The sequence below is a fragment of the Maritimimonas rapanae genome, from assembly GCF_057837205.1.
In genome coordinates this window covers 725,011-738,342 of the sequence record NZ_JBYQFI010000001.1, presented here as the reverse complement: position 1 = coordinate 738,342, position 13,332 = coordinate 725,011, and the positions used below count along the sequence as shown (strand labels likewise).

The window sequence follows — 13,332 nt, the reverse complement described above, 5'->3', positions numbered from 1 at the left end:
AACAATGGCTATAGGTAATTGCTTGTTCTCGCCTACTTCTGAAAATCCTCGCGGATTTTCAGTTTGGTGTGTACTTGCCAAGTTAAGTGCTAATCCACGCAACTACTCATAGCCGAGACCGTTGTGCTTCATTATAACCAACCGCTAACCAATGATAAAATTCTTTAGAAAAATTAGACAAAATCTGATGACAGAAAATAAATTCAGCAAATATTTACTTTATGCAGTTGGAGAAATTATTCTTGTGGTAATTGGGATATTGATTGCATTAACAATAAATGATTTTAATCAGAATAGAATCGATAAAGAGGAAGAAATTTCACTTATAAAATCAATTAAAGACGATTTTATTGAAACGAAAAAGAGAGCTCAAAACACTATAGGATTACAAAATAGAGTCGTAAAGTATTGCGCTCAACTTGAAACTATAATGTTTGATAAGAATAATGAAGTAAATATTGACTCTATTGGGAGATATATAGTTGTTGGAGCCTTATCTTATTGGAGAATAGAGCCTGTAAATGGAACTTATGACGCAATTATTGGTTCTGGCAAAATTGGACTTATTAGAAATAAAAAACTTAAAAAACTTCTTGCCGAATTTTCAGCTGAAATTAAGTTCGGTTTTGAAGATGAAAATTATTGTATAGAATTAACAACGCTACTTACAGAAAAATCGAGTGAATATTTATATTTGTTACTGCCAGAATATAGACGGAGACAAGGAGCTTCTAAACGGAAAGTGAACGATAATGAAAGAAAAAATGCTTTAAATCAGCATTTGAATAATAACTCATTTTTAGGAATATTGAATTCTAAAACACAAATGGAAGACAATAGATTAAACTATCAACAGAATATATTAAAAACAGTAGAAAATATATTATCTGAGATTGAATCAGATTTGAAAACCTAAAAATAACGAAAGCACAACAACGTGTATAATTAATTACTTCTGAATTTCCTAAACGGAAATTCCTCGGAATTAATTAACTTGTCTACTCATCGGAAAATGACTCACGTCATTTCCCGTAACTTAATCATACACGAGCACGTTGTGCTTCATTATTGACCAACCAATGACTAATGATAAAATTCTTTAGAAAAATTCGCTACGACCTTATGGAGAAAAATAAAACTGGAAAGTATTTAAAATATGTAATTGGAGAAATTGTGCTTGTCGTCATTGGGATTTTAATTGCATTACAGATTAACAATTGGAATGAGGGCAGAAAGAATAACGAAAAAGAGACTATTTTGATTAAGAACATCGTTGATGATTTAAGCTCAGACACTGAGCATATGAATCGAGCTTTATTCGAACTAAAAGAGCAATTAGGTATTGTAGATTCTTTAATAGCTAAGTCAATGGATTCTACAAAAAGTATAAATTATGATAATATGGGACTGGTTCGTTATTCCTCAGATTTTCGTCCGAAATCTCAGCGCAATCATACTGCAGCTGTAAGTAATTTAGAAAATGAATCTATACGTAAAGTACTTCAGAGCTATTTTATTGAAGAAGATCAGGTTGTAGATATTTTTCTGGAATATGAGAAGATAGTACATAATGAAATTAGACCTTATTTGAGGGAATCAGGAATGCACAACCTTAATTCACTATATTTCAGAGAAGGTGCTCTTAAGATTCCAATGATGCTCCAACCTGAAATTCTTGATGCAAAATTAGAAGACGTGAAATTTCAGCAACTACTTTATGAGAGACGACTTAAAACAGAATCTTTCAATAGACTTTTAAATGAACTCAAGATGAAGAATCAAGAACTTATTAAAATATTAAAATCTGAAAATAAATAACGAAAGCACAACAACGTGTATAGTTCATAGTGTCTAAGAACTATCTCGGAAATTCTGCCGAATTTCCTACACGTTGGTCTCTTTTTGCTATCTTTAGTCCTAACACCACGAAACCATACACAAATACGTTGTGCTTCATTATCAGAAACCGCTAACCAATGATAAAATTCTTTAGAAAAATTAGGCAAAACTTACTTTCAGAAGGAAAAACTGGAAAGTATTTGAAATACGCAATCGGAGAAATAGTACTTGTAGTTATCGGAATTTTAATTGCCTTGCAGATTAATAATTGGAATGAGCAAAAAAAAGAAAAGTCTTTAGAAAAAGAACTCATTAATTTACTAATTACGGATTTAGAAGAAAAAAAAGATGAGAATATATCAGATTTGAAAAATAGTGCCGGAATTATCCAAAGATTTCAAAGGTCAACTGATATGTGGGATTATGAAGAAAAAATCGATACTACAAGTCTAAAGAGAAATCTTGAATTACTTGGAATTGACAGATATTTTCAAAATCAAAGTTCACCTATTTATTCAGGACTATCATCTACAAACCTTTGGAAGCAAATACCAGATAGTTTGACCAAACAAATCGACAAGGTGTATCGCATTCGTCTTAAAAGAGTAGGCGTTTCTTTTGACAAATTAACCGAATATGGGACATTTTGCAGACTAAATTTCCTAACCCCAAATGATTTAATGGACTTGGATAGAGATACAGATGTAATTCTGCAAAAATTAGAACCCGTAAAAAAAGAATATATTTTAAACTCAAAGTTGTTCATTAGCGGTAAAAAACGACTTAGAGTCAGCTTAGAAGCTTCCGCGAATGAAATTGAAGATTTGATAGAAAATTTACGTCAATATAACGAGACAAAATAGAAAAATAACGAAAGCACAACACCGTATATAATTTATTGCTAGTTCTAGCCTACTTACGAAAATCCTCGCGGATTTTCTATTCGGTTTGTATTTGCTAAAATCGGTGCTTAAAACACGCAACAAACCATATACAAACACGTTGTTGTATGCAATATCGAAACACCGAAAAGACAATTATGTTAAACAAAATTATTAATCTTAAACAACTTTGTACATTAATATTGCCTTGTTTAATATTTTACTCTTGTTGTCATCAAGACAAAGCTAAATTAGAGGTTACCGATTTTTCTAAGACACGAACGGTCTTCGTCAAGCCTTGTGATAATGATTCATATGCTATGATGAACGTATGGATAAACGGACGGACAAATGATACAATCTTAATTAAGCTCGGAACTGAAGAAAGTTTGCCCATTTTAAAATTATCAGGAAAAATAAAAGAAAGATGGTATACAGATTATTACGGCGGATTTGACCAAACCCTAATTTTTGACCCATATAAAGCAACTCAAGGGAATCTGGAAATCAAGTTTGAGTTGAACTAAAAAAATAAAATACAGCATACAACAACGTGTATAATTAATTGCTGCGGAATTTCCTTCTCGGAAATTCACACGCATTAATTATCTTAGCCAACAGCGGAATGTTTCTCATGAACCATCCCGCAACTAATCATACACAAACCGTTAGCATACATATGAGACTGAAATTTTTTATCATAACGTTGAGCCTATTTTTTGGCACGTCCTATTCTCAAGAATTTGATGAAATTAAGTACGATTTAAAACTTCAGGTCAAACACAAAGATTCGTTGCAAAGTATTGAAGAGAGACTAGCAGGAAAGTGGAAATATCTTGGGAATCGAAATAATGGAATATTGACCGATACTTTATTCGCAAGATTTTGGAATAACAAGAGTACTTATGGGGTTGTAGAAAACGGAATTATTTACGAAATAATAAATGGAAAAAGGAAAAAAGCGAACTACTATTACGAAGTAACATATAGCTTCAAAAAAGGAAAGGGTTTTTATTCAAAGGAAAGAAAATATTTGAATAGCGAGATTATTGAGATAACCAATCATCAACCGATTCCTAAATTGGTTTTTTATAAAAGTAATTTTGGAATTCTTTTTACCGGAATGGGAGAACAATATTTTGAAAAAATAAATAAACTTACACCCAAAAAATTAGTACTTGAAAATGGAAAAGAATACTTAAAAATGGAATAATACGTATGCTAACAACGTGTATAGTTCATTGCTACGGATTTTCCATTCGGAAAATCACTCGCAAAAGAACTATCGCAAGTTTTATTTATTAAATTAGTCGCTAAACCTAACGCAACGCACCATACACAAACCGTTGCCATTAATACCGAAATGAAAATAGAGTTAGAAAATTTACAATCCACAATAAAAAGAAAATACAGTTTTAAGTACAAACCTGAATTTTCTGAATCTTTCAAAACGGACATTAAAGAAAGTCAAATAATCCCTCTAATAATCGAGGTTTTTGAAAAATTGGAATGGCCAATTGTTTATACAGATAAAAACTCTGTAGAGGCGAAAAGAAAAGGAGACTGGAATAAACTAACCGAAAAAATAACAATTAATAAAAAGTCGGCGGGACGAATAGAAGTTCATAGTAAAACAATCGAGGGGAATTTTACTGACTTTGGAAAAAATTCTAAAAGAACAGGTTTATTCATTGCTCTTTTTAAAAAGTTAGTGATTGAATATAAGGAGAGTGGAAAATTATCTGAATTAGAGTCTGAATTTGAAAAGCAAAATAGTTGGGCGGATTATGAAATTCCAAACGAATTGCCCAAACCAAAACAAACTGCAAAACCAAACATGGCATTAATTGTTATCAGTGGGCTTTTAATAGCAATTGGAATAGGACTTTTAACTGGTTTTTTAATTCAAAAATTCACATATATTGTATTTTTATTTGAGATAGGTATCGGATTCTTGTTTGGCTATTTGTTCAGTAAAGTTATCGGGAAAGCTCATTATACTGACTTTAAAATAGCCAGAATTTTGACCGCGATTTTCGTTTTTGTGATTTTCACTGTAAATCAATATTTTCAATTTCATTTGATACTCATAGAAAATGACATTCCAAATTTTGGCTTTATCGAATTTCAAAAATATCTTTTAGATGAGGGGTTCACGATTGACAAAATGAATGTTGGCTGGATAGGTTTAGTTGTAGTTTGGGTTTTACAGTTAGTTATTCCATATTTTGTTGCACAAATAAAAATATTGAACGGCATCTTGACTTATTCCATCAAGAAAGTTCCGGAGAAGGTAATTGAATATTCAATATATCTTTTCGAAAATAACAAAACCGAGAGTGAGGTTCGAGCGGAATTGGCATTGAAAGGTTGGAATAAAAAATCTGACCAAGATGATGTTTTTGAGGCTGTTGGTGCAATCGCAGGATTTAACCAATATATGCGCGAATAAGTACTAATGGCAACAACGTGTATAATTAATTACTACGGAATTCCTTCGCAGGAATTCACTTGAATTAATTAACTTAGTCGTACGTCGGAAAATCCTAATTGATTTTCCGTAACTAACCATACACAAACCGTTGGCATTCATTTAAAAAAAACGAACTTGAGACAGAAATTTTTAATTTTTTTATTCATTCTTTTTTCATCTTTCGAGTTATTCGCTTGTAGTTGTTCTCGGAATTGGAATGATTCTTTTAGTTTAACAGCAGAAAATTCTGAATTCGTAGCATTAGTCAAAATAATATCATTTGATGAATATCTTGACCGTGAAATAACTGATTATGACGGAAAGATGCCTTACTCAATGACCGCCGAAATAATCAAAAAATACAAAGGAAAAGAAAGTAGAAAAAGAATTACAATTTTTGGAGACAATGGAATATTATGCCGACCTTACTTATCTGATTTTGAAATTAACGGATATTATTTAGTCACGCCAAATCCATTAGACAATTCTGAAAATACTGAATATGACTTTTTTTCCTGTAGAACTGAATATTTAAAAGTTGATATTGAATCAAATAAAGCTTACGGGAATTATTCAATGTTCAGGAATCAAATCGACCTTGATTCGTTTGAAAATAAATTGGAAAACGGTAATTGGGATTTAGTAATAATTATCACAATTGGAATTCTATTAATTCTTGTTCTGATAATTGTGCGAAGAAATAAAAAACGAAATGCCAACACCGTGTATAATTAATTGCTTTGGTCCTTGCCTATTTGGAAAATTCCTTCGGAATTTTCTCGCGTTCGTTTTTGTTTACTAAATTAGTTGCTTAATCACGCAACTAACCATACACGTACACGTTGGCATTAATTTGAGAAATGGAGAATTTTGACAAAATAAAATCTGAAATTAATAATTCAGTTCTGATAAAAATCTATCGGACTGAAGAGCCTTTTAGTGAATTTTGGTTTGATGGATTAGGGAATTTACTTTCATATAAATACATTATGGAATTGAATAACGGAAAGAAATATGAATTTCACTATGACTATTTATGTGACTGGGACGAAAGCGAAAAATTAGTTGAACTCGAAACTGAATTTAAAAACGATTTCGAAAAAAAGCGGATTGAAAATATTATTGCGGAAAATGAAACTGGTGGAATTTATTTCCGATTGGAAAATAATATGATTTTATATCACAATAATGATTTTGGTTCGGAGTTAGGATTTGAGCCATATTCGGAATTGTTTAATGAAAATGGACAACTTATATAGCGGAATAAAAAACTAATGCCAACAATGTATAAAAATAATCGCTCAATTCTGGGCTTAACCAAAGGTCGTTGCAAGTTTACTACGTCTGATTTTCCTGCGGAAAATCCTCGCACGTAAACACCGCAACTATTCTTATACGAGACCGTTGGGTTTAATACAAATGAAAAACACTTTATACATTTTAATATTTTTCATATCTATCTGCTGTTCAGCACAGAATAAACTGAATGATAGAAATTTCATTCCTAAAAAATTAGTTTTTAAGAAGTCCATCGTTTCTGAACAGATTGACTCATCAAAAATATACTCGGAAACTGATTACTTAGTTATTGGTAAAGACAAGAAATTAAAAGATTCAATAACTAAAAAAATTCGTGAAGAAATTCTAAAAGCGAATTTTATTCCAAAATCTCAATCATTAGAAATTCACATCGATATACAGAACGACTCAATATGGCGTCACAAAAGGGAAAATGGGAAAATGATTGGTGATTACTTTATGATTAAAAGAAGTAATGGAATTTTATATTATTACGATAAATCAAAATCTATTAATTATAGGAAATATGACCTGTTTGCTCAAAATGATGAATATCTAGTGTCGGAAAACAGAAAAGACAGGAAAGAAATAAATGGTTTTGATTGTTTCAAATTAACTTTAGTAAGAAAGGATTCGGAAAGTGATTTAGGCGATACGATTTACGAAATGTATGTAACGGAATTAATTGAATTACCTGTTCATTCTGTAATAAATTTAACTAAGGAAATTACAAATGTCTTTCCGTTGGAAATAAAAATTTCGGAAAAAAATTTCTGTGGAATGGCAGAGTTGTACGAGCTAATTGAAATGAAATAAATTGTACTAAACCCAACAACGGCTATAATTCATTGCGGCGGAATTTCCTAAACGGAAATTCTTATCTTGCAATGATCGTTTGGTTCTCGCGGAATAGTCCTCGTGGACAATTCCACAACGAAACCATAGCCCAACCGTTGTGCACAAGCTAGAAAATGAGAAACCTAATAAACATTCTTCTTTTGATTTTGATTTTGACCTCATGTAAGAATCAAACGGAATCCGACTCGGAATTGAATAAAGAAATTGCAGAAATGAAAAAAGAAGTTGTTCAAATTGAATTGCAACAAATAAATTCAATTTCTGAACAATGGAATTTAATGATATTTGAAAAAGGTGGATGCCTAGGAGGAGAGCAATATATTTCAGATAAGGAATTTAAGAGTGAACCCAAACGCCTTGTTTTTAGCGAAACGAATTGGAAAAAATTTGCGAAGAATGATAAAACAAAGCTGACGAAATTTTTGATTGGTAAACTTTCTGATACGACTAAAACAAAAGTTCACACTTGCCCATTTTTTGGAGCGACAAATGGAGAAATGGCTGTTTATTCACTACAGCACATTCATAATAAGAATTGGTTTGATTTTTCCGAGTTTAAAGAATATAAAGACAGAGAATATAAAAGCGCAACTGAACAACCTCAAATGTGGTTGCGGAATATACTAAAAAAGGAAACTGAGCGGAAAAAGTTAGCGGAATTATATTACAACGAGTTATAAAGATAAAGCCAGTGCACAACACCGTGTATAATTAATTGCTTGAGCATGGTAAGTCCTAATCGGAAAATTCTCCGAATTTTCCTCAGATTCGCCACCTTTTGCTATCTTAGTTGCTAAGCGCAACTAACCATACACAAACACGTTGTGCTTCATGCTGTGCTAATGAATACCATGAAATTTAAAAATAGAATAGGAATTATAGTCATTTTTTGTATTGGAACATTTTTTGCATCCTGTCATCATGATTCAAAATTTGAAAGTAATAAATGGAAGGAAAACGGAGGTGAGAACATTACATTGGACACCAGGGCTAATATGGTCAATGACTTAATTGAAAGCGGAATTTTAATTAAAAAAAGTCAATCTGAAATTGCTGAATTGATTGGGAATCCCGAAATATTAAATAATAAGTCCAATTCGGAGAAAAAATACTACCCTGTTCAAGAAAAGTATGGCTGGAATATTGACCCTGAAGAAATGATTTTTTTAGAAATCAGTTATGATGAACAAGGAATGTCAAAATCTGTTGAATTGATAATAAATTAGTCGAATTTAAAAAGCACGAAAGCACAACAACGGCTATAATTCATTGCGACGGAATTTCCTAAACGGAAATTCTTATCTTGCAATGAAGGCGTTGGTAACGCGGAATAGTCCGTGCGGACAATTCCGCAACGATACCATAGCCCAACCGTTGTGCATAATATTGAGAATGAAAAAAATAACGACATTAATTTTAATTTACATCAGTTTAGTCAGTTATAGTCAAAGTATAGAAACAATAACTGAAAAAATATCCAACAAAATTTGTGAATGCATAAGAGATGACATTAGCTCATACTCAGAAATCAAACCTGAATTTAATAGATGTTATGATAAAGAGTTCAATCAAATTTTCGGTATTGTTAACTCGGAAGAACAAAAAATATTAATACAGAAAGGAGCTCTGGACCAAATTAAAAATGGGATTATCCCATATTTAAATAACAAGTGTGAAAAAATTAGAAAAGTCATTAATTCGGAACTTGAAAGCTCTGTTGAACCTGCTGCTAAGAGTGACGTAAAAGCATTTCCAATAAATTTTACCGAAAAGGATTTAAGAAAAATTAAAAATTGGAAAAATAAAATTGTTGCGTTAGATGGAGAGGTAATGCAAGTAGAGAAAAGTAGGCGCAATACGCCTTACTCAAAACTAAAAATGGGTGAAGACGAAATTTGGATAATCTCGATGGTGGATAGTGGATATGAAAAAGCTGGAAATAAATTAAGAATTGCTGGTTATTTAATTGAAATTGATCCCAACGACAATGAATTCGAAAGAAAAATTCATAATGAAAAATATCACATTTTAGCTTTTGGAATAGTGAATTTAGAAAACAAACAGTTGGCATATTTTCCAGGCTCGGAAATGCAAATAAAGGAATGGATGAACGGAAAAATACCGAGTGGCGGAAAATAAAAATACTATGCACAACAATGGCTATAATCCATTGTTACTTTCTTCTAAATAAAAAATATTACTTTTAAATGCATGATTCCTACAGCGGACAATTCCTCCGGAATTATCCACAACGGAATCATAGCCGAACCGTTGTACAACATTTGTCAAAAAATGAAAAAACTGATTTTAATATTAACTTTTCTTCTTTCATTCAGCGGATTTGGTCAAGATAATATCAATCCGAAAAAGCTAATCGGATTTGGATGTTATGCAGGTGGGACGAGTTCGGACATCGTGAATGATGTGACTTTTGCCATTTACGACAAAAATTACAAAAAGGTTATCAAAAAACTAAAATCAAAAAATCCAGCGGAACGATTTATGGCAGTAATTGTAGCGGAACAGTTATCGGAATTGGACAAATACCAGCTGACGGAAACTGACAAAGAGTTTATTAAAAAAGCATACGAATCGACTGATTTAGTTTCTGTATGTTCAGGATGCACATATTTCGACCAAATTGAACTAAAAAAGTTACTCTTAAAAGACGAAGAAAACTTTATGTGGACTTATGCCAAATATTGGTTAAAGGATAATCTTAAAAAATAAAAACAAAGGAATTGACTGTCGAAGAAATAAGAATTGGATTTGAGAAATTCGTCGGAAATGAAAAATATAATCATTTTATCCTGACTCTATATGAGGCGTTTCCTTTGAGGGATAGACTTTTCTTTTGGCAGGAAAAGTTGTTAAAGGACTTTGCCAATAAATTTGACTTGAAACCAATCGAGTTCGGACAAATTCACAAGATATTTAATTATTGTCCTGTTCATAGTTATGAATTGAAGAATGACACAGTTCCGATAGTCGATGGAAATGAGATTAATTCTAAAGTCTCTAATGAAAGAGAAAAAGAGCTTTTTCCAATGGCAAATATAAATGCGCCACGAGATTTGGAAAGGTTTAGTTATCCTAAAACAGTTAACATTGTTTACTGTGATAAATGTAGAGAATTAAGTGAAAAATATAATTAAAAAACGTTGTACAACAATGGCTATAAGTAATTGCTTGTTCTCGCCTACTTCTGAAAATCCTCGCGGATTTTCAGTTTGGTGTGTACTTGCAAAGTTAAGTGCTAAACCACGCAACTACTCATAGCCTTACCGTTAGCACACATAAAAACAAAAATGAGAAAACTATTTACCCTACTAATATTAACATTTTTTTTTAATACATCATATGGACAAAATGAAAAGGATATCATCATTGGAAAAAGATTAACAATCAAATCTGAAATACTTAATTCAGATAGAGAAATTTCAGTATACCTTCCTAATTCTTATTATGAAAATAATTATATAAATTACCCTGTACTATATCTTTTAGATGGAAGAAAGTTTTTTAATTCATTTTCAGGAGTAATTACACAATTAAGTAGTGATGCCAGTCCACAAATACCTGAAATGATTGTTATAGGAATTACGAGTCAAGACCGAGTTAAAGATTCTTCTCCTACAAATTCCTTAATTGGTTACACAAAGGAAGCGGAAAAAGGATTAGAAGTTAGTGGAGGTGCAGATGACTTTCTGAAATTTATTCAAAAAGAGTTAATTCCATTTGTTGAACATAAATACAGGACTAATTCATATCGGACTTTTGTAGGTTATTCATTTACAGGTTTACCTGTTTTACAAGCTTTATTTTCAATTCCTGAAACATTTAACTCTTATTTAGTAATTGATTTTAGTGCGTGGTGGGACAATGAGGTAATGATAAAACGTCTCAAGAATTTTTCTAAAGAATACAAAGGTTCTAAACGAGATATTTTCTTCACAACCGTAGATAGGGTTTCGAATAAAGTTTACCCTGAAGAGTATAATCCTGGATGGACTTTTATTCAAGAATTTGAACAAACTCTTCCACCTAATATTAGTTTTGATTATAAAAAATATAAGTATAAAAAAGAGAATCATCATTCTATGCCTCTAATTTCATTTATTGATGGTATGAAATATATTTTTAGAGGGCATATGATAAATTATGATGAAATGTACACCAATCCAGAACTGATAAAAACAAAGTTTTCTACACTTTCAGAACGACTTGGCTATAATATTTATTTACCCGAAGGACTAATTAATTATTATGGTAATTTATTTCTATATAATCGACCAGATATTGAAAAAGCAATTTTTTACTTTAATTACAACACTCAAAACTATCCCTTATCGAGCAGTACTTGGAGTAATTTAGCTAAAGCTTATAAAATTAAAGGAGATAAAATAAATGCGGAAAGGTTTTATCAAAAAGCATTAAAATTAAATCCGAAAAGTATTGACATAAAGAAAAGATTGGAAGAACTGAAAAATTAAATACGTGTGCTAACACCGTATAAAATTAATTGCTAGTGCAAGCCTACTTACGAAAATCCTCGCGGATTTTCTATTCGGTTTGTATTTGCTAAATTAGTTGCTTAAACCACGCAACTAATCTTATACAAACACGTTACCTACAATTTTAGATTAAATGAAAAAGATAAAATATATTGTACTTACATCGAGCCTGATATTAATTCAATCATGCTATTTTGGAGCAAATGTTCCAGTTTATGATAAAAACTTACCTGGAAATCTTAAACTTTATTCCCTTTTTGAAAAGGATGAATTAGGATTGTTTGAATTTGATAATACTGGATATGGTTCTGCAATTATAAACCCATCAATAATTGAGATAGGTTGGAGCAATAATTTTATTATAGCTCGGTCACATCCCGAACCAAATAATATTCCTAAAGAAAATGAATTAACTGATTTTATTTCTGGCGAACTTAAAAATCAAGAGGACTACATGAAATTCAAAAAAGAGCATTTAGTTAATGTTAATGGGAAATGGACATTAAAATATGCTCATGTAAAATCAGGGACTGATACAGTTTATCCATACAAGATTGTGCCTTTTTGGAACATCATTGATGCAACGAATAAAAACAAATTATATCGATTCATCGAGAAGAAAAATTTTGATAAAAAAAGAAAGGAGCTTAAAATTTCTGACACTTTATCGTTCTTTTTGAATTTAAAGAAAGAAGGAATAAAAAAACAGTAGGTAACAACGGCTATAATTCATTGTGGCGGAATTTTCCACTGAAAATTCCTACCTTTAAATTATCGCTTGGTTCTCGCGGAATGGTCCTCGCGGACAATTCCACAACGAAACCATAGCCCAACCGTTGGCTACAATATCAAAACTGAACGCAAATTGACTTTTGGAATAGCACAATACTCGAATTTAACACAAGATCAGAATAATTGGGTGAACGACTTATCCGTTGAATTAAAATCTTTCTTCGAAAACCGAAATTATGGAAAAGACCTGAATGAACTCTATTTCGGACTAATTACTGTGAAACCTGAATTTGATCAGTTCTTTAAAAAGAAAAGACCAAGATTTAGACCAGGAGAAAGAACTTCTTATGTCGACGGAATAGAAATAAAATCAAATAATTGCGCGGAAATTGATTGCAAAATTGGATTCAGCGAAGTTTCGGACTTAAAAAAAACGGAACTGATTGAAAAGGTGTGTAAAGAGATACTAACTGAATCGGATTGCCTTACTCGATTATCAAAACTTAAAGAGTTTGATTTTGAATCTTACATATCTGATTTGGAAAACTATTTATTGGAGAAACAATATATAAAAGAAAAAATACTGTAGCCAACAACGGCTATAATTCATTGCGGCGGAATTTCCTGCCGGAAATTCTTATCTTGCAATGAAGGCTTGGTCTCGCGGAATAGTCCGTGCGGACGATTCCGCAACGATACCATAGCCCAACCGTTGCCACACATTTGAACGAAACCT

Annotated in this window: 17 protein-coding genes; all 17 read left to right on the top strand. The window is 31.6% G+C overall.

Translation table 11 applies throughout. The features are described 5' to 3' along the window. Positions 1-151: 151 nt before the first annotated feature. The 17 genes from AC3IF2_RS03515 to AC3IF2_RS03435 all read left to right on the top strand — a co-directional run bounded on the left by AC3IF2_RS03515 (position 152) and on the right by AC3IF2_RS03435 (position 13,185). A complete protein-coding gene (locus tag AC3IF2_RS03515; protein ID WP_489165651.1) occupies positions 152-916 on the top strand; it encodes a DUF6090 family protein in 765 nt (254 codons plus the stop codon). Positions 917-1,173: 257 nt separating this feature from the next. Further along, positions 1,174-1,818 carry a DUF6090 family protein gene (locus tag AC3IF2_RS03510; RefSeq protein WP_489165650.1) on the top strand — a complete coding sequence of 215 codons (645 nt, stop codon included), beginning with the start codon at positions 1,174-1,176 and terminating at the stop codon, positions 1,816-1,818. 158 nt (positions 1,819-1,976) lie between these two features. Beyond that, complete coding sequence (locus AC3IF2_RS03505; protein WP_489165649.1) at positions 1,977-2,702, top strand: DUF6090 family protein; 726 nt, start codon at positions 1,977-1,979, stop codon at positions 2,700-2,702. 146 nt (positions 2,703-2,848) lie between these two features. Next, positions 2,849-3,247: a hypothetical protein gene (locus AC3IF2_RS03500; RefSeq protein WP_489165648.1), complete on the top strand. Its 399-nt coding sequence runs from the start codon at positions 2,849-2,851 to the stop codon at positions 3,245-3,247. Between the two features lie 266 nt (positions 3,248-3,513). Further along, a complete protein-coding gene (locus AC3IF2_RS03495; RefSeq protein WP_489165647.1) occupies positions 3,514-3,933 on the top strand; it encodes a hypothetical protein in 420 nt (139 codons plus the stop codon). Positions 3,934-4,083: 150 nt separating this feature from the next. Continuing rightward, positions 4,084-5,172, top strand: coding sequence for a hypothetical protein (locus AC3IF2_RS03490; protein WP_489165646.1), 1,089 nt, complete (start codon positions 4,084-4,086; stop codon positions 5,170-5,172). Between the two features lie 156 nt (positions 5,173-5,328). Continuing rightward, entirely contained in the window at positions 5,329-5,928 is a 600-nt protein-coding gene (locus AC3IF2_RS03485) for a hypothetical protein (protein WP_489165645.1), read from the top strand. A gap of 125 nt (positions 5,929-6,053) precedes the next feature. After that, positions 6,054-6,452: a hypothetical protein gene (locus tag AC3IF2_RS03480; protein WP_489165644.1), complete on the top strand. Its 399-nt coding sequence runs from the start codon at positions 6,054-6,056 to the stop codon at positions 6,450-6,452. A 160-nt stretch (positions 6,453-6,612) separates the two neighbouring features. After that, positions 6,613-7,308 (top strand): hypothetical protein, encoded by a 696-nt coding sequence (locus AC3IF2_RS03475; protein WP_489165643.1) that lies wholly within the window; start codon positions 6,613-6,615, stop codon positions 7,306-7,308. A 254-nt stretch (positions 7,309-7,562) separates the two neighbouring features. Beyond that, positions 7,563-8,030: a hypothetical protein gene (locus tag AC3IF2_RS03470; RefSeq protein ID WP_489165642.1), complete on the top strand. Its 468-nt coding sequence runs from the start codon at positions 7,563-7,565 to the stop codon at positions 8,028-8,030. 162 nt (positions 8,031-8,192) lie between these two features. Continuing rightward, a complete protein-coding gene (locus AC3IF2_RS03465; RefSeq protein WP_489165641.1) occupies positions 8,193-8,576 on the top strand; it encodes a hypothetical protein in 384 nt (127 codons plus the stop codon). A gap of 166 nt (positions 8,577-8,742) precedes the next feature. After that, entirely contained in the window at positions 8,743-9,489 is a 747-nt protein-coding gene (locus AC3IF2_RS03460) for a hypothetical protein (RefSeq protein ID WP_489165640.1), read from the top strand. 153 nt (positions 9,490-9,642) lie between these two features. Continuing rightward, positions 9,643-10,080: a hypothetical protein gene (locus AC3IF2_RS03455; RefSeq protein ID WP_489165639.1), complete on the top strand. Its 438-nt coding sequence runs from the start codon at positions 9,643-9,645 to the stop codon at positions 10,078-10,080. An 11-nt stretch (positions 10,081-10,091) separates the two neighbouring features. After that, complete coding sequence (locus AC3IF2_RS03450) at positions 10,092-10,505, top strand: hypothetical protein (RefSeq protein ID WP_489165638.1); 414 nt, start codon at positions 10,092-10,094, stop codon at positions 10,503-10,505. A 153-nt stretch (positions 10,506-10,658) separates the two neighbouring features. After that, a complete protein-coding gene (locus AC3IF2_RS03445) occupies positions 10,659-11,843 on the top strand; it encodes an alpha/beta hydrolase-fold protein (protein WP_489165637.1) in 1,185 nt (394 codons plus the stop codon). A 154-nt stretch (positions 11,844-11,997) separates the two neighbouring features. After that, positions 11,998-12,576, top strand: coding sequence for a DUF3997 domain-containing protein (locus AC3IF2_RS03440; protein WP_489165636.1), 579 nt, complete (start codon positions 11,998-12,000; stop codon positions 12,574-12,576). Positions 12,577-12,729: 153 nt separating this feature from the next. Continuing rightward, on the top strand, positions 12,730-13,185 hold the full coding sequence (locus AC3IF2_RS03435; RefSeq protein ID WP_489165635.1) for an Imm44 family immunity protein: 456 nt from the start codon (positions 12,730-12,732) through the stop codon (positions 13,183-13,185). Positions 13,186-13,332 lie beyond the last annotated feature (147 nt).